Raw genomic sequence first — 16,192 nt, 5'->3', positions numbered from 1 at the left:
TCTGTTCCCGGTGACGTTGCGAAGCGGTTTTGACCCGTCTCACACGAGCGGGAGCGAGGAGCCGAAGGCCGCCGGGATCCGTTCCACCACCCCGCCCCGGAACACGTCGTACAGGTCCAGGGACTCCAGGTGGACGTAGCCGATGTGGCAGTCGCAGCTGGTCAGCGGGCACGCGCGGGGGCCGAGCCGGGCGGTGAACGAGCCGTCGTAGAGGTTGCCCATCGGCGTGTCCACGAAGTGGCACCGGCGCACGTCGCCGTCGCCGTTCACGGACAGCACAGTGTCACCGGTACGGCAGGGCAGGCCCCGGCTGGGGTGGGGGCTGCGGCTGTAGTGGAAGTGGGGGTCCAGGGCCTGCCACAGCTCGGCCTCGGCGTCGGTGTAGGCGCGCCCCTCGGCGGCGTTCACCCACAGGTACACCCGCTCGGGCAGTTCGGCGCGCATCCGCCGGGCCGCCTCCAGGTGCTCCGGTTCGCCGACCACGCCGACGCTGAACCGCACCCCCATCCCGTCCAGCTCGCGCGCCTTGGCCAGGAAGCGCTCATGGGTCACCTGACCGGGGTGGTAGGTGGTCCACAGCGCGGCGGTGGCGGGGTCGCAGTCGGCCAGCCAGCCCAGGCGGCCGCTCAGGTTGGTCTGGATGGCCACCCGTTCCACGTGCGGCAGGTGGCTGAGGCGGATGATCGCGGTCCGGTACCAGGACCGCACCAGCCCCTCGCCCCACGGGGTGAACAGCACCGAGACCCGGGTGCCGGGGTGCTCCGCCTCCAGCGCGGACACCCATCCGGTGAAGCGCTCCAGCGCGGCGCGGTCGGCGCGCAGCGTCCCGGGGTTGTCGCGCCGCTTCGCGAAGGGGCAGTACGGGCAGTCGTAGTCGCAGCTGGCCAGCGGGCCGCGGTAGAGCAGGGTCAGGTGCGGCGGGAGCACGGAGGCCCGGTCCGGGGACGAAGAGGAAGGGGGCACCGCGCTCACCGGGCCTCGTAGTCGGCCATCAGGGCCGCCACCCCGGCGGAGAAGAACATCGGCCCCACCGCGTCGGAGTGCGCGAGCCCCTCCGGGGTCAGCCGCAGCAGGTCCGGCGCGCCGTCCCGCTCCAGCCAGCCGCGCCCGTCGAGCACCGCCAGGGTCGCGGCGAAGTCCTCCTCGGGGCGGGAGCCGAACCGGTCGGCGTAGGCGGCGGTGTCCATCCCCTCCGCGAGCAGCAGCGACTGGAGCAGGTGGCGGCGGCGCCGCTCGCCTCCGTCCATGCGGAACCCCACCTCGGCCCGTCCGAAGTCCGCCCGGTCGCGGCTCGTGTAGTCGGCGATGATCGACCGCACCTGCCCCACGCCCACGGCGTAGTCGAAGGAGTAGTGCGCGGCGGAGGTGTAGGACCGCGCCCCGCAGCCCAGCCCCACCATGCCGTCGGTCTGGCAGGAGTGGTCCGGGGCCTGTGTCCCCGGGGCGTCCGCCCGCCGGAACATGCGCATGGACACCTGCTCGTAGCCGCGTTCGCGCAGGTGGTCGCGGCCCTGCCGGTACAGGCCCAGCCGGTGGTCGTCCCACGCGCGGGCGCGGCGGCCCAGCCCGGTGAGCGGGCGCACGTAGAGCGGGTACAGGTAGACCTCCTCGGGCTCCCACTCCAGCGCCGTGTCCAGGGAGTAGGCCCAGGTGCGGGCGTCCTGGCGGTCGATGCCGTAGATGAGGTCGAGGTTGAGGTCGGCCGAGGCGTGCTCGCGGATCGCGGCCAGCGCCCGGTCCACCTCGGCGCGCTTCTGCGGACGCCCGGCCGCGTGCGCCTCGGTGTCCAGGAAGCTCTGCACGCCCATGCTGATCCGGGTGGCGCCGCGCGCGTCGAGCACCGCCAGCCGGTCGGGCGTGGCCGTGGCCGGGGAGGTCTCCACCGACACCGGGATCGCCGACAGGTCCACCCCGAACGCGCGCTCGGTGAGGTCGTAGACCCGGGTGAGCTCCTCGGCGGTCAGGTAGGTGGGGGTGCCGCCGCCCAGGGCGGCCCGGGCGAAGGCGGCGCCCTCCGGCAGCGCCCCGGCCACCGCCTCCGCCTGGCGCTCCAGCGCGTCCAGGTAGGCGGTGACCTGCTCGGCCGGGGGAGTGGAGCGGGTGAACAGGTTGCAGAACCCGCAGCGCATCTCGCAGAAGGGGATGTGCGCGTACAGCGACAGCGCGCCGACGTCCTCGCCGCGCCACAGGTCGGCGAGGGCGGGGCGCTCGGTGAAGGGCCGGTAGGCGCTCTTGTGCGGGTAGGCGTAGACGTAGGACTGGTAGGGGGAGTCGGCGCGCACCGGCTCTGGGCGCGGGGTCAGGGCGGTGGTCACGCGGTCGCCTCCTGTGCGTCGGCGGGAGCGGTGCGTCCCCGGGGCAGGAACGCGTGGGCGTAGGGGACCGTCCACACGGTCTCGTGGCCGATCCGGTGGCCGGTGTAGCCGTCCTCCCCGTAGGCGGTGCCGTGGTCGGAGCACACGATCGCGAAGCAGGGGCGGCGGGCCGACATCGCGGCCAGCAGCGGCGGCAGGTGCCGGTCCACGTACTCCAGGGCCGCGGCGTGGCTCTCCCGGGTGTCGCCGTCCTCCCGGACGGCCCCGGGCAGGTGGAACCAGTTGGGCTGGTGCAGCGCCGACACGTTGAGCAGCAGGAACAGCGGCTGGTCCGCGGGGCGCTCCCCGGCGATCCGGGCCGCGCACGCCACCTGGTGCTCGAAGGAGCGGGGGTCGGTCACGCCGAAGGACTCCTCCCAGTGGCTCTCGGCGAACATGTCCGGGATGACCGAGCCCACCGCCGACCGCCGGTTGAAGAAGCCCGTGCCCCCCACGCAGGCCGTGTGGTAGCCGGCCCGGGCCAGTCCCGAGGCCAGGTCGGGCGCCTCGAAGGTCCAGGTGCCGGGCGCGGTGGACACGCTGCCGGGGAACGCGGCGGCGAACAGGCGCGGGTGCGGCCCGGGGGAGGCGGGGGTGGGCAGGAACCCGGCGAGCATCGCCAGGTGGGAGGCGTAGGTGAAGCTCGCGGGCGCGTGCCTGCGCTCCCACCGCCCGTCCGGCAGCAACCGGGCCAGGTTCGGGGTGCGGCCCGCCTCGGCCAGCTCGGCGGCCACGTCGTGGCGGAGGGTGTCCAGGGTGAGCAGCAGGATGTCGTGCGTGCCCACCACGGCGTTCATGTCGGGTGCGGTGCTGTTCATACGCTCTCGGGTTCGGGGACGGGGAAACGGCCGGTGGCCAGGGCGTGCAGCTGCTCGGCGTAGGTGTCGCGGCCCTCGTGCAGGACACCGGGGAGCAGGTCGCCGAAGGCGTTGACCTCGCACACGGCGAACTCCCGCCACCCCGGGGAGGCCAGCAGGTCCACCCCGGCGTACAGGGTGCGCGGGAAGCACGCGGCGGCGGCCTCGGCCGTGGCCATCGCCCGCTCCCAGGCGCGGGGGCCCACCGACTCCCGCAGGGCCGCCAGGTCGCCCCGGGCGTTGCCCAGGTGCAGGTTGGTCATGGGCGAGGAGGAGGAGCGCACCACGACGTGGGCGGCCCGGCCCGCGACCACCACCACGCGCAGGTCCACGGCCCTGCCCGCGAACCCCGCCTTGGGCACCCAGCGCTCCACGTGCAGGTGGTCGGGGGCCAGGGCGTCCACCACCGCCGCGACGTCCTCCTCGCTGGTGTAGGTGCGCAGCCGCAGGCTGTTGTACAGCTCCACGGAGCCGTCGGCGCCCCGGACCAGGTCGGCCGAGGTGACCGCGCGGATCCGTCCCCCCGAGGCGGTGGCCAGTGCCACCACGCCGGAGGCCGAGGAGCCGTGCGCGGGCTTGACGAACACCCTCGGCCAGCGGTGGGCCTCCATCGCCGCGCGCAGCGACGCGTAGCCGGTGACCGGCCCGGGCAGGGCGGGCGGCACCGGCACCCCGGCCGCCGCCAGGCGGGCGTGGCAGCGCCGCTTGTCGCACATGTCCACCAGGTCGGCGGGCTCCTGGAGCAGGGCCGCGCCCGGCGTGGCGCGCACCGCCCCGGCGAGCCGGTCCAGCGCGGCCCGGAACCCGGCGTGCTGGTCGCCGGTGCCCTCGGCCCGGTACAGGTCGGGGGTGTGCTCCCAGCCCCGCAGCAGGCGCTCGGTCTCGGCGTCGCCGCCCGGGGAGTCCACCCGGACCAGGGCGTCCCGCGGCAGCTCCACCGGCCCGGCGGCCAGATCGCGCCACGGCACGACCACCGGTCCGGGCAGGCCGAGGGCCCCGGCCGCGGCGTCGAACAGCTCCAGGCGCCGGTGGCCGGGGACCCCCACCACGACCAGGGGGCGTCCGGGGGTCACTCCGCGACCGCGGTGTAGTAGTACGGCTCGCCGCCCCCGTGGGTGTACGGCTCCCGGTGCTCGGACAGGTCCACCTCCACGCCGGGCAGGGCGGCGCGGACGCGTTCCCGCACCTCCTCGGACAGGTAGTGGTGGTGCAGGTCCAGGCGGCGCAGCCCCGCGAACGCGGACGCGGCCTCCGCCAGGGCCCGTCCCCCCTTGTCGGTGAGGATGCCCAGGGACAGGTCCAGGACGTCCAGGGAGGCCAGGACGGGGGCCTCGGCCAGGACGGGGATCCAGTCGTCGATCTTCTCGGCGTTGCGCAGGCCCAGGTAGCGCAGCTCGGGGAAGGCCTCGCCGGAGAGCACCCGCGCCAGGTCGTCCGGGGTGGTGTCGCCCCGGTACTGCTCGCAGCCCAGCCACAGTTCGAGGTTCTCCAGGGAGGGCAGCGGCGAGGCGGCGATCTCGCGCGAGACCTGGCCGGGCAGGCCGCCGGTCTGGAGGACCAGGGTCCGCAGGCCGGTGTGCTCGGCCAGGGCCAGCTCCAGCTTGCCGTCGCCCAGGTAGGGGTCGCCGGTGCCGCGCACGGTCAGTTCCTCCAGCAGGGGGAACGCCGCCACCAGGGGCGCCAGGTCGGTCTGGTGGATCCAGGAGATCTCGTACTCCTCCTGGAGGATCTCGCCGAAGAACAGCGCCCGCAGCTCGGGGAACGCGTCGGCGTCGGCGATGAGCGCGTCGCGCGGGACGGTCGAGGGCGGCTCCTCCTCGAAGTCGCCCCAGCCGCCGACGATCAGGGCCCGGACCCGGCCGGTGTCCACGGCCGCGAGGAAGCGGGCGAAGTAGTCCCCGAAGTCCTCGGCCGGGTAGACCGACGAGACGCGCAGTCGCCACGCCACCGAGCCGGGGTCGGCGATCGCCGCGGCCAGCGCCTCGGGGGACTGGGGCGGGTCCTCGGTGTAGGTGCCGCCCTCCTCGGTGTCGACCGCGGGGAACTCGATCACGGGCAGACCCGCGAACTCGGTGATGTGGTGGTTGTTCGGCACGGGGGGCTCCTACCTCGGGGTTTCGGGCAGGAACATATCTAGCAGCCCGGAGTGACACGATGGACGTCGCGGGCCCTACTCGGTGACGGCCGTGTAGAAGCCGGCCGAGTCGTAGTCGAAGTCCTCGTCCTCCCAGTCACTGCCGGCCTCGCGGTCGGACAGGTCCACGTTCACACCGGTCCCGGCGAAGGCGGCCTGGACGTGCTCGCTCATCTCCTCGGACAGGTAGTGGTGGTGCAGGTCGAGCCGCTTCAGGTGCCCGAACGCGGGCGCGGCCTCGACCAGGGCCCGAGCGCCCCTGTCGGTGAGGGTGCCCAGGGACAGGTCCAGGGTGTGCAGGCGGGAGGTGAGGGGCGCCCCGGCGAGGACCGGAATCCAGTCGTCGGTGTGCTCGGCGTTGCGCAGGCCCAGGGAGCGCAGCGCGGGGAAGGCCTCGCCGGACAGCACCGGGGCGAGGTCCTCCGGGGTGGTGTCGCCCCCGTAGTTCTCCACTCCCAGCCACAGCTCCAGGTGCTCCAGGTTCGGCAGCCCGGACGAGACGATCTCGCGGGTGAGCTTTCCGGGCAGTCCTCCGCCCTGGAGGGTGAGGCGGCGCAGCGAGTCGTGCCGGGGCACGTGCAGGCTCATGTCGCCCGTGCCGCGCACCGCGAACTCGGTCAGCCGGGGGAAGGCGGCCAGGACCGGGGCCATGTCGCCCAGCTCGATCCACGAGACCTCGACCTGCTCGAAGGTCACGTCGCAGTAGAAGAGGGATCGCAGCCCGGTCAGGTCCGGCGCCACCTCCAGGAGGGCGCGCTTGAGGGGATCGGGGCACTGCACGGAGAAGGTCTCCCGCATGTCCCCGAGCACGACGGCGGCGACCCGGTCCTGGTCCACCTGCGCGATGAACCGCCGGTAGTCGTCCAGGGGCTCCTCATCGTCGCTGAGGCGCCAGGCCACCGACCCGGGGTCGGCCAGGGCCGCGGCCAGTGCCGGGGGCGGGTAGGGGCCGGCGTCGGTGAAGCTCCCGCCCCGCCACTTCGCCCTCTCGCGCTCCTTTTCGGCCTCCCGGGTCCACCCCTCTGAGGAGCGGTACTCCACGACGGGCAGTCCGGCGAACTCGGTCAGGTGGGCGTCGAAGGCCACGGGGGCTCCCAGGGGTGCGGCGGAGTGTGCGTCCATACCTACCAGCGAGCCGCGACAGCCCGGGCCGCCCGCGTCCGGGCGGCCCGGGGCTCCCCGGCGGTACCCGGAACTACTCCGAGACCGCCGGGTAGTACACGACACCGCCTCCCCAGACGTCCGGCTTCTCGCGTCCGGACAGGTCAACCTCCACCCCGGCTCGGGTGAACACCGCGCGGACCTCCTCCTCCGCCTCCTCGGAGAGGTAGTGGCGGTGCAGGTCCAGCTTCCCGAGGCCGCGGAACACGGGCGACTCCAGCAGGGGCGGGACGTCCTCGTCGTGAAGGGTGCCCAGGGACAGGTCCAGGGTGTGCAGGCGGGAGGTGACCGGGGCCTCGGAGAGCGCGCGCACCCAGGCGCCGGTGTGTTCGGCGTTGCGCAGGCCCAGGGAGCGCAGCCCGGGGAAGGCCTCGCCGGACAGGACGGGGGCGAGGTCCTCAGCGGTGGTGTCGCCGCCGTAGTCCTTCACGCCCAGCCACAGCTCCAGGTGCTCCAGGGCGGGGAGCCGGGCGGAGACGACCTCCCGGGTGAGCCGCGCGGGCAGTCCCCCGCCCTGGAGGGCGAGGCGGCGCAGCCCGCCGTGCTCCAGCGCCTCCAGGCTCAGGCAGGTGGTGCCGCGCACGGAGAACCCGGTCAGGCCAGGGAAGGCGTTCACCAGCGGGGACAGGTCCCCGTGCTCGATCCACGACGCCTCGCACTCGTCGAGGACCAGGTCCGCGTAGAAGAGGGAGCGCAGGCCGGGCAGGCGCGGAGCGACCTCCACGAGGGCGGCGCACACGGCCTCGGAGGACTCCACCTCGAAGCCCTCCACCAGGCTGCCGACCACGAGGGCGCGGACCGAGGCGGGGGCGCCGACGAACTCCAGGAAGCCCTCCAGGTGGGCCCGGGGGCCGTCGTCCCCGACGCCGTACTGGTCCAAGCGCCAGGCCACCGACCCGGGGTCGGCCAGGCCGTCCCTCTCCGGGGACCGGCCGCCGGAGGGGACGCCCTCCCCGCGCCGTTCCAGGCGGAGGGCCTCCGGGTAGCTCGCGACGGGCAGCCCGGCGAACTCGGTCAGGTGGTCGTGGAAGGTCAAGGGGGCTCCCGGAGTCTCGGAGGGTGTGTGCGGCCATGCATAGCAGTCCGCTCCGACACCGGGGCCTCCTCCGGCACCGCCCTCACGGCCGGGCACTCCAGGACGTCCGGCGCCTCGCAGGACCCGCCCTTCGGCGACGGGGGGTCCGTCACCGTCCCGTGCGCGCTCGCCCCGCGCACCCGTCCCCGACCGATACCGGGCCCTGTCCGAGGCGCACCGCGTCCTGCGGCCGGGCGGGGTCGCGAGATCCGGCCCTTCGCCTCGGGGCAGGGAGGATGTCCGAAAACCGGGCGCACGCGGCTCTCCGGGGCCGTCGCGGCGCTTCGGCGGGACTTCCCGCGGGCGCGGTGTGACAGTGGTCCCATGGCTACGCACAGCGAACTGCGAGACTTCTGGGAACGCCGTCTCGAAGGCGACTGGACCGAGAGCGGCGTCGGCTACCGGGCCCTGGGCCGCCCCTTCAACACGTGGATGTACAAGGTGCGCGAGGAGGTGTTCCTGCGCGAGGCCGCCCGGCTGACCCCCGGCCGGTCCGGCGCCAGCGTCCTCGACGTGGGCAGCGGCACCGGCTTCTACGTGCGCCTGTGGGAGCGGATGGGCGTCGGTGACGTCACCGGGTGCGACATGACCGACGCCGCCGTGCAGCGCCTGCGCGGCAGGTTCCCCGACCACAGGTTCGTCCGCCAGGACGCCGCCGACCTCGACGCCTTCGACGACGACTCCTTCGACGCGCTGTCCTGCATGGACGTGCTCTTCCACATCACCGACGACGAGCGCTACACCCGGGCCCTCGGCGAGTTCTCCCGGGTGCTGCGCCCCGGCGGTCTCCTCGTCATCTCCGAGAACTGCCTGCGCCGCCCCGAGCAGCGCGGCGAGCACCAGGTCAACCGCACCCTGGAGTGGATCACCGACACCGCGGACCGGGCCGGGTTCGACCTGGTCCGCCGGGTGCCCATGCTCATGCTGATGAACGCCCAGGTGGACGCCCCCGCGCCCTGGCGCAAGGCGTGGGGCGGGGCCCTGCGCGCGGCCACCCTCACCGCGCCGACCGGGTGGCTCGCGGGCGCGGCGCTCTACCCGCTGGAGCGGCGCCTGGTCCGGGGCCGCAGTGAGAGCCCGACCACGGAGCTGGTGGCGTTCCGCCGCCGGGAACAGGGGTAGGAGGAGAGTCCCGCGTCACGGGAGACACGGGGCGGGCGCGCCGCCGTCCGCCGGCGTCCCGGGATACGGTTGACGTCCACTTTGTACCAGGGGCGTCCGCGGTCGGGCCCGGCACCGCGGAGGTCCCTGCCCGGGAGGCGACTGTGCGACGCTCCACCATCACCTCGGTGGCCAAGTGGGGGCTCGTCGGGCTGGTGACCACCCAGGTCGCCGTGGCCGCGACCCTCATGGGGGTCAACCACTGGCGCAGGAAGGTGCGGCCGCGCCGGGCCTTCTTCCCCCGCATGGCGCCCGCCGAGCTGCCGGTGGGCGACAGCGGGACCACGGCGACCGTGTACACCTACGGCGAGGACCTGTTCGAGGACATGATCGCGGCGATCCGGGGGGCCCGGCGCCGCGTCCTGTTCGAGTCCTACATCATCAAGGACGACCGGGTGGGCCAGCGGTTCAAGCGCGCGCTCATCGAGGCGGCCGACCGGGGAGTCGAGGTGTACGTCGTCTACGACGGCTTCGCGAACCTGGTGGTGCCCCGGTCCTTCTTCCGCTTCCCGTCCAACGTCCACGTGCTGGAGTACCCGGCCCTCCGGCCCGGCGTGCTGCTGCTGAACATCCGCAAGTCCGGCCGCGACCACCGCAAGATCCTCACCGTCGACGGCGAGGTGGGCTTCGTCGGCGGGTACAACGTGGGCTCGCTCTACGCCACCGACTGGCGCGACACCCACATGCGCGTGACCGGCCCGGCGGTGTGGGAGCTGGAGAACGCCTTCAGCGACTTCTGGAACATGAACCGGCGGTCCCTCCAGCCCGAGCTGGAGAACTTCGGCGACCCCGACTGGGACGCGCACTTCCGCGTGCACCGCAACGTGCCCGAGATGCTCATCTACCCCATCCGGGCGATGTTCCTGGAGGCCATCGACCGGGCCAAGGAGCGGGTGCTGTTCACCCAGGCCTACTTCATGCCCGACCGGGAGTTCCAGAACGCCCTGGTCGGGGCGGTGGAGCGCGGCGTGGACGTCAACATCCTCGTACCGGAGGAGTCCAACCACGTCGTCGCGGACTGGATCTCCCGCAGCCAGTACTCGGTGCTGCTGCGCGGCGGCGTGCGCCTGTGGCTGTACCGCAACGCCATGGTGCACGCCAAGACGGCGACGGTGGACGGCCGCTGGTCCACGATCGGCACCGCCAACGTGGACCGGCTGAGCCTGACGGGCAACTACGAGATCAACGTGGAGATCTTCGACGAGGGCGTGGCCGCACACCTGGAGGAGGTCTTCGCCAACGACCTCGCCAACGCCCGCGAGCTGACCGAGTGGGAGTGGCGGGACCGCCCCTGGTACGCCAAGTTCGGCGAGGCCGTGCTGGCGCCCTGGCGGCCCTTCCTGTGAGGGGAGGGGGCGCCGCCTCCCCCGGGGGACCCACGCCCACCGGGACGCCGTGCACCCGCTGAGCACCACGGCCACGAGTACGGCTACGTCGGCCCCGTGCTCCGGCCGCGGCGTTGGACCGTGTTCGGCGGGCCGCCGGGCGGACGCCCGCTCAGGAGCGGCGTCGCTTGGGCGGCGGCCCCAGCCGGTTGGGGAAGAACGGGTCCGGGTCCGTCTTGCGGGGCCGGGGCCCGCCCCAGTGCTGGGGGCCCGGGTGCGGGGTGCGGTGGAGCGCACCGGCGATGGCGGCGGGCGAGCCGCCCCGCTGCCGGGCGGGTGTTCTGTCCGGTTCCTCCGCCTGCTCGTCCCGGAAGTGCTCCGCGTGCGCCATCCGTGTGACCTCCCCCGTCCGGTACCTGCTCCCACCCCATGATCGGACGAGCCGCCCCCGGTGTCATGGCGACACGTGGGGGAAGCGGCGCCGATGACCGGGGAGAACGCGGACGCGCGGGGCGCGGTCACGGGTCGGCCGGCTCCGGGGCCGCGCCGGACGGCCGCCGGGGCCGCGCGCCCCTCACCCGTCCGCCGCGGCGTGCCGGATGCTGGCGCGCCGGATGCGGCGCTGGACGAGGCCGCGGACGCCCGGGAGCAGGACGGCCCGGATCGCCAGGTCGTTCATCCACACGTGCGCGCGGCTGGAGGGGGCGTACTGGCGCGTCCCCCGCCGGGCGAGCGCCTGCCGCCTGCGGGTCTCGGGGCGCAGGCCCGCCTCCCACCGCGCCAGGGCCCCGGTGACGTCGCCGCCGTGCCGTTCCAGGGCGTCGCCGAGCCGGTCGGCGCCGCTGAGCGCGAGGGCCGCGCCGTACCCGGCGAACAGGGAGGGGCACCAGGCCGCGTCGCCCAGCAGCACGACCCGGCCGCGGCTCCACCGGTCCACGCGGACCTGGCTGACGGAGTCGAAGTAGGCGCCGGACGGGTCGGCGCGCAGCTGGCGGAGCACGTCGGGCACACCCCCGCCGAGGTCGCCGAACGCCGCGGTGAGCGCCCGGACCGGCCCCCGGGCCAGTTCGGCGCCCGGGTCCGCGCAGCGGTAGGCGAGGAAGGCCGACGACCGGCCCGGGCCGAGGTTGACGACCGCCGCGGTGCGCCCCGGCCCGATGAACGTGGTGCCGGTCCCCTCGGGCACGTCCTCGGGGAGCCGGTCGAGCGGGAACGCGCCCACGACGTGGTCCAGGTCCACGCGGAAGTCCGCCTCGGGGCCGAACACGGCGGCGCGGACGCCGGAGCGCAGCCCGTCGGCGCCGACGAGCAGGTCGGCGCGCTCGGTGGTGCCGTCGCTGAGCCCGACCCGGACGCCGTCGGCGTCCTGGGCCACGTCCACGGCGGTGGTGCCGAATCGCAGGACCGCGCTACCGCGCACGGCCTCGTACAGCGCCGATTCCAGGTTCTCCCGGAACACGGTGAGCGCCCGGTCGCCGAGGGCGGCCCTGGCGATCTCGGGGGGGACGGCGAACTTGCGCCGACCGTCGGCCCTCACCAGGACCGTGGAGAACAGGCCGATGTCGCTGGCCGAGAGCGCGGGGACGAGGCCGAGGCGCTCGGCGGCGTCGTATCCCCACCCGACCAGGTTCACCATGTAGCCGCCTCTGCGGCGGGCCGGGGCGCGCTCGACCACGAGCGTCTCCCAACCGGCCCGGTGGAGCCGTAGCGCGGTGGCGAGCCCGGCGATGCCCGCGCCGACGATCACCGCCCGCCCCGGGGGCGAGCCGCCGTCCTCTCCACCGACACGCTGGGAGGAGTCCCCGTCGTTCATCACCGCGACCTCCGGACCACATTGGTATGAGCAAGCGTTCATCCAAGTATGAGCACGTGTTCATACCAAGCGCAAGCCGGTGGCCCGGTGTGCGGCGGCCGACCGCGCCGGGGCCGTTCGAGGACCTAGACTTCCTGGCATGCCACGTGGTGTCGCCATCCCCGAACTCAGGCAGCGGCTCTTCTCCGCGGTCGAGCGGGTGATCGTCCGGGAGGGGCCGGCCGGGCTCAGCGGCCGGGCCGTCACACGCGAGGCCGGTGTCGCCGCCGGGCTGCTGTACGCCCACTTCGCGGACACCGACGACTTCCTGGCCGCCTACGCCGTCGACCGGGGCTTCCAGGTCTGCGCCCGGGCCGCGTCCCTGCCGGGGCGCGCCGGTACGGGCGCGGTCGCGGACAACCTGGCCGAGGCCGTGCTGGCGACCCCGCCGACGGTCCTCCTGGCGCTGACCAGGCTCATGGTTTCCCGGCCGGAGCTGGCCGGACGCGTGCGCGCGGTCCTCGGCGACCGCACGGCCGGTCTGGAGGCGGTCGAGACCGCGGCCGCGGACTACCTCGCCGCGGAGCGGCGCCTGGGGCGCCTCCACGGGAGCGCCGACCCCGAGGCGCTGGCGCTGGCGGTGGTCGGCGCGGTCCACCACCTCGTGCTCACCGGCGCGCGGGACTCCGTGGTCGGCGACCGGGTCCGGCGGACGGTGGCCGCGCTGCTCGCGGGTTTCACGGAGGCGGCCGACCGCCGGTGACCGCCAGCGGGTGGCCGGTCGGACGCGCGTTCCCAGATGACGTGCAGAGACGAGTAGAGCCCCGCGGGCCGCAACCGTGATTGCGGCCCGCGGGGCTCTCACCCTGACGGCTCTGCGAGGTCATCGCAGGTCATCCCATGCGGCCCCGGCAGGATTCGAACCTGCGGCACCCGCTTTAGGAGAGCGGTGCTCTATCCCCTGAGCTACGGAGCCATGGGTCTGGCGCGGGTATGTCTTATCCCGTCACCGGACCAAGCCTAACCCAGGATGGACGTGGATGGGGTGTCGGTCCGCCTCCGGCGGGGGCGGTTGGGGGACTCTGCGTGCATGGCGGAGTACGCTGACCTACGATTGGTTGTCCTGGTGCGGTGTGACGTTGTTCATGGCGCATGTCGTGTTATGGCCGCATATGTACCCTCGATAACGACGGGGGCGCGGGCTCGGCGTTGACCAGCCCGGCGGTGACCAGGTGTTTCACCGAAGCCCGGAGCAGAGGGCGGCGGGGCGGGGTGGGGCCCGTCCGCGACCCGCTCCGTCCGGTGGACCGATCTCGCGTGGCCGCAAGTGGACATGTAGTACGTTGCCTTGCGGCCACGGGTAGGTGTTCGAGGAAAAGCAGCCGGAGGATCATTCGTGCCGTTCACTTCTGATGCGGCGCGGCGCAGGTCCCGCGTACCGGGTGGCGGCGGGGCGCTCACCGCCTTCGCCCTGTCCTACCGGGTCCGCTTCGCACAGGCGCTGACGCTCACGCTCGTCACCGCGCTCCTCGTGGCGCCGGTGTCCACCGGCGCGCTGGATCCCGCCGAGGCGAGCCTGGAGGAGTTCCGGGAGAGGGCCGAGACCGCCTCCCAGGAGCTGGAGGAGGCCAACCAGGACCTCGTCGACCGCCAGGACGCGCTGGAGGACGCCCAGTCGGAGCTGGTCCAGACCATCTACGACCTCCAGCAGACCGAACTCGAACTCAACGAGATGCGCGAACCGCTGGCCCAGCTGGCCAGCACGCTGTACAAGCAGCCCGACGGCGGCATGCTCGCCGTCCTGGCGTCGGGGTCCCTCACCGAGGACCTGCAGATCCAGTCCTACGCGGCGAAGATCTCCGAGGACAACCAGGCACTCATCCAGGACGCCACCGACCTGCGCGAGGAGCAGGTCGAGCTGGCGAGCCAGGCGCAGGAGCTCCAGACCACCACCCAGCTCGAACAGGTCGAGCTGGCCGCGGACATCGAGGCCCTGCGCGAGCGGTCCGAGCAGACCACGAACGAGCTGGTGCAGGAGCTGGAGGACCGCGGCATCGATCCGGAGGCCTACATGGCCGCCGGGGACTGCGACCCGGCCGCCGCCGCGAACGCCCAGGGGGCGGCCAACGGCCTGCTCCCGGCCAACTCCCTGTGCGACCTCTACGACGACAAGAAGCTGCGCGCCGACGCGGCCGTGGACTTCCTCCAGCTCAACGCCAGGTACGTGGACGAGTTCGGCGAGAACATGTGCATCACCAGCGCCTACCGCGACCTGCCCAACCAGCACCGCGTCTACGGACAGGTCGCGCCGGGCTTCGCGGCCGTCCCCGGTACGAGCAACCACGGCCTGGGACAGGCCATCGACCTCGGCTGCGGCATCCAGAACTACCGGTCCGACCGCTGGCTCTGGATGGAGGCCAACGGCGCCGACTTCGGCTGGCACCACCCTGCCTGGGCCAAGTCCAGTCCCTTCGAGCCCTGGCACTGGGAGTACACCGGCTGACCTTCGGTGCCTGCCGGGGCGGCCCCGCACGGGGCCGCCCCCGGCGCGTCCGACCGCCTCAGGCGGCGGTCTCGGGCACCACCTCGCTGGTGCAGTGGGCGCAGCGGGACGCCTTCTTGCTGATCTCGCTGAGGCAGTGCGGGCACTCGCGCGTGGTGGCCTCCTCGGCCTTGACGAAGCGCTCCACCACCTTGGCCACGGGCAGGACCACGAAGAAGTACAGGATCGCTGCGGTGATCAGGAACGAGATCAGCGCGTCGACGAACGCCCCGTACAGGAACCGGCTCCCGTTGATCTCGAAGTAGAGGTCGCCGAAGGTGGGGACCCCGCCGAAGATGCCGATCAGCGGGGTGATGAACCCCTCGGTGAACGCGGTGATGAGGTTGGCGAAGACCGCGCCGATCACGACCGCGACCGCCAGCTGCACCAGGTTGCCCTGGAGCAGGAACTTCTTGAAGCCTTGCATGGATACAAGCCCTACATACTCGTGGTGTCCGTACGGGCGCCGGAGCGGGACCCCCTGGTGGGAGCCCGCGGCGCCCGGACAGCTTTGCCCACCGGACGTCGCCGGTCAACCGCGGATGGTGATGGACAGCCGGGAGGCGGCCGCGTGGCCCGCCAGACTCCGGGCCTCGACGGGCGTGGCCGCGACGACGATCAGCGCGCCGCCCTCCCCGCCGCCCGAGGACTCCTCCTCCGGCAGGGCCAGGACGGGGCGGTCGCTGACCACCTCCACGGCGGGGCCCGCACGGGCGGGCGCGAGGCCGTCGCCCCCTCCGGCGGCGAGGACGTCCACCCGGCTGCCGGGGGAGAGCAGGCCCACCGCGCCGGGGTCGGCCACCCGCACCGGAACGGCGACCAGGCCGGGGCCGTAGGCCCGCGCGGGAGGGTCGGCGAGCCGGGCGTCGGTGATCACCTCCCCCCGGCGTACCGGGGCGTTGAGACGGAGCCCGGCGGTCGCGGTGTCGGCCGCGAGCGCGCCGCCCGGCACGGAGCCGGCGGGCAGGTCCCGGGCGGTGAGGTCGCCCTCGGTGAGGGGGTCCGCGGCGCCGAGGTCGCGGGAGGCGACCAGGACCCGGGTGACGGGTACGGGCGCGGGGCGTACGGCCAGGACGGCGCTGAGGAGCGCGGCGGCGGCCAGGAGGGCGGCGACGACGCGCCGGTGCCGGTCCAGGAGCCGGGTGAGCGCGCGACGGTGCCGGTAGGGCGGGGGTGCGGCGTTGGTCATGACCTCAACGCTAGGCCGCGGAGGGGCCGTTCGGAGGTTGTCCACAGGCCCGATCGCGCGGGCCGCGCACCGGGGCGTCCGGGCGGGGACGCGGCGGGCGGCTGCCCGGCGCACCCGCGCCGGGGCCGGACATGCCGCGCGCCGCCGAGGGGTCGGCGGCGCGGTGGGCGGTCAACGGCCCGGCGGTCAGCTCGTCGCGGCGGTGGCGCTGGTGCTGGCGGCCTTGGCCGTGGTGCTGCTGGTGGTGGTGTCCGAGGAGGAGCCCTTGGCGTCCGAGGAGGTGGAGGACGCGGCGGAGGAGTCGGTGGAGCCCGAGTTCCCGCTGTCCTTGCCCTCGGTGGAGCCCGAGCCGGTCAGCACGGAGCTGTTGGAGGACTTGCCGCTGTCGGTGCGGTAGAAGCCGGAGCCCTTGAAGACGATGCCCACGGCGGAGTACACCTTGCGCAGGCGGCCCTCGCACTCGGGGCAGACGGTCAGCGCGTCGTCGCTGAAGCTCTGCACGACCTCCATCTGGGCGCCGCACTCGGTGCACGCGTACTGGTACGTAGGCACTGTTCGGGTCCTCCTTGCTGGCACTCTCGCCCGTTGACTGCTAAATAGTA

Annotated in this window: 16 protein-coding genes and 1 tRNA gene; 4 read left to right on the top strand and 13 right to left on the bottom strand. The window is 73.9% G+C overall.

Annotated features, from left to right (window positions below):
- Positions 1–39: 39 nt before the first annotated feature.
- From EV372_RS06695 to EV372_RS06665, 7 genes are all read right to left on the bottom strand, one after another.
- A complete protein-coding gene (locus EV372_RS06695) occupies positions 40–972 on the bottom strand; it encodes an STM4011 family radical SAM protein (RefSeq protein ID WP_130395286.1) in 933 nt (310 codons plus the stop codon).
- Entirely contained in the window at positions 969–2,315 is a 1,347-nt protein-coding gene (locus EV372_RS06690) for an STM4012 family radical SAM protein (protein WP_130395285.1), read from the bottom strand. The genes EV372_RS06695 and EV372_RS06690 overlap by 4 nt, the downstream gene beginning before the upstream one ends.
- On the bottom strand, positions 2,312–3,172 hold the full coding sequence (locus EV372_RS06685) for an STM4013/SEN3800 family hydrolase (RefSeq protein WP_130395284.1): 861 nt from the start codon (positions 3,170–3,172) through the stop codon (positions 2,312–2,314). Before EV372_RS06685 ends, EV372_RS06690 begins: the two co-directional genes overlap by 4 nt.
- Positions 3,169–4,284 carry an STM4014 family protein gene (locus EV372_RS06680; RefSeq protein ID WP_130395283.1) on the bottom strand — a complete coding sequence of 372 codons (1,116 nt, stop codon included), beginning with the start codon at positions 4,282–4,284 and terminating at the stop codon, positions 3,169–3,171. Before EV372_RS06680 ends, EV372_RS06685 begins: the two co-directional genes overlap by 4 nt.
- Entirely contained in the window at positions 4,281–5,306 is a 1,026-nt protein-coding gene (locus EV372_RS06675) for an STM4015 family protein (protein WP_130395282.1), read from the bottom strand. Before EV372_RS06675 ends, EV372_RS06680 begins: the two co-directional genes overlap by 4 nt.
- 75 nt (positions 5,307–5,381) lie before the next feature.
- Positions 5,382–6,431, bottom strand: coding sequence for an STM4015 family protein (locus tag EV372_RS06670; protein WP_130398795.1), 1,050 nt, complete (start codon positions 6,429–6,431; stop codon positions 5,382–5,384).
- A gap of 109 nt (positions 6,432–6,540) precedes the next feature.
- The gene (locus EV372_RS06665) at positions 6,541–7,542 is read right to left on the bottom strand and encodes an STM4015 family protein (protein WP_130395281.1); all 1,002 of its coding nucleotides are present in this window, start codon (positions 7,540–7,542) and stop codon (positions 6,541–6,543) included.
- Positions 7,543–7,905: 363 nt separating this feature from the next.
- Here EV372_RS06665 and EV372_RS06655 point away from each other — a divergent pair, with 363 nt between their 5' ends.
- On the top strand, positions 7,906–8,703 hold the full coding sequence (locus EV372_RS06655) for a class I SAM-dependent methyltransferase (protein WP_130395280.1): 798 nt from the start codon (positions 7,906–7,908) through the stop codon (positions 8,701–8,703).
- A 143-nt stretch (positions 8,704–8,846) separates the two neighbouring features.
- Positions 8,847–10,088, top strand: coding sequence for a phospholipase D-like domain-containing protein (locus EV372_RS06650; RefSeq protein ID WP_130395279.1), 1,242 nt, complete (start codon positions 8,847–8,849; stop codon positions 10,086–10,088).
- 151 nt (positions 10,089–10,239) lie between these two features.
- Here EV372_RS06650 and EV372_RS06645 read toward each other — a convergent pair whose 3' ends face one another.
- Positions 10,240–10,458, bottom strand: a complete 219-nt coding sequence (locus EV372_RS06645; RefSeq protein ID WP_130395278.1) for a calcium-binding protein — start codon at positions 10,456–10,458, stop codon at positions 10,240–10,242.
- A 183-nt stretch (positions 10,459–10,641) separates the two neighbouring features.
- Positions 10,642–11,880, bottom strand: coding sequence for a Rossmann-fold NAD(P)-binding domain-containing protein (locus tag EV372_RS06640; protein ID WP_486484398.1), 1,239 nt, complete (start codon positions 11,878–11,880; stop codon positions 10,642–10,644).
- Positions 11,881–12,019: 139 nt separating this feature from the next.
- On the opposite strand from EV372_RS06640, the gene EV372_RS06635 reads away from it, so the two are divergent.
- The gene (locus EV372_RS06635) at positions 12,020–12,622 is read left to right on the top strand and encodes a TetR family transcriptional regulator (RefSeq protein WP_130395277.1); all 603 of its coding nucleotides are present in this window, start codon (positions 12,020–12,022) and stop codon (positions 12,620–12,622) included.
- A 140-nt stretch (positions 12,623–12,762) separates the two neighbouring features.
- On the opposite strand, the gene EV372_RS06630 is transcribed toward EV372_RS06635, so the two are convergent.
- A tRNA-Arg gene (locus tag EV372_RS06630) sits at positions 12,763–12,835 on the bottom strand.
- Positions 12,836–13,255: 420 nt separating this feature from the next.
- Between EV372_RS06630 and EV372_RS06625 the strand changes: the two genes are divergently transcribed.
- Positions 13,256–14,362, top strand: coding sequence for a M15 family metallopeptidase (locus EV372_RS06625; protein WP_130395276.1), 1,107 nt, complete (start codon positions 13,256–13,258; stop codon positions 14,360–14,362).
- A 58-nt stretch (positions 14,363–14,420) separates the two neighbouring features.
- Here the strand turns inward: EV372_RS06625 and EV372_RS06620 are convergent, their stop codons facing one another.
- The 3 genes from EV372_RS06620 to EV372_RS06610 all read right to left on the bottom strand — a co-directional run bounded on the left by EV372_RS06620 (position 14,421) and on the right by EV372_RS06610 (position 16,142).
- A complete protein-coding gene (locus EV372_RS06620; protein ID WP_013155094.1) occupies positions 14,421–14,828 on the bottom strand; it encodes an MscL family protein in 408 nt (135 codons plus the stop codon).
- A gap of 105 nt (positions 14,829–14,933) precedes the next feature.
- Positions 14,934–15,590 (bottom strand): SAF domain-containing protein, encoded by a 657-nt coding sequence (locus EV372_RS06615; RefSeq protein WP_130395275.1) that lies wholly within the window; start codon positions 15,588–15,590, stop codon positions 14,934–14,936.
- A gap of 186 nt (positions 15,591–15,776) precedes the next feature.
- Positions 15,777–16,142, bottom strand: a complete 366-nt coding sequence (locus EV372_RS06610) for an FmdB family zinc ribbon protein (protein WP_130395274.1) — start codon at positions 16,140–16,142, stop codon at positions 15,777–15,779.
- Positions 16,143–16,192: the final 50 nt, after the last annotated feature.

It is taken from the genome of Nocardiopsis sp. CNZ308 (assembly GCF_004217075.1).
Note: the sequence above shows the minus strand (reverse complement) of the source record. Positions and strands in the feature narration are given on the sequence as shown.

Excerpts from the sequence above, each read along its gene's own strand:
- EV372_RS06685 (WP_130395284.1), bottom strand. The coding sequence starts at position 3,172 with ATGAACAGCACCGCACCCGACATGAACGCCGTGGTGGGCACGCACGAC.
- EV372_RS06655 (WP_130395280.1), top strand. The coding sequence starts at position 7,906 with ATGGCTACGCACAGCGAACTGCGAGACTTCTGGGAACGCCGTCTCGAA.
- EV372_RS06645 (WP_130395278.1), bottom strand. The coding sequence starts at position 10,458 with ATGGCGCACGCGGAGCACTTCCGGGACGAGCAGGCGGAGGAACCGGAC.
- EV372_RS06640 (WP_486484398.1), bottom strand. The coding sequence starts at position 11,880 with ATGAACGACGGGGACTCCTCCCAGCGTGTCGGTGGAGAGGACGGCGGC.
- EV372_RS06635 (WP_130395277.1), top strand. The coding sequence starts at position 12,020 with ATGCCACGTGGTGTCGCCATCCCCGAACTCAGGCAGCGGCTCTTCTCC.
- EV372_RS06620 (WP_013155094.1), bottom strand. The coding sequence starts at position 14,828 with ATGCAAGGCTTCAAGAAGTTCCTGCTCCAGGGCAACCTGGTGCAGCTG.
- EV372_RS06615 (WP_130395275.1), bottom strand. The coding sequence starts at position 15,590 with ATGACCAACGCCGCACCCCCGCCCTACCGGCACCGTCGCGCGCTCACC.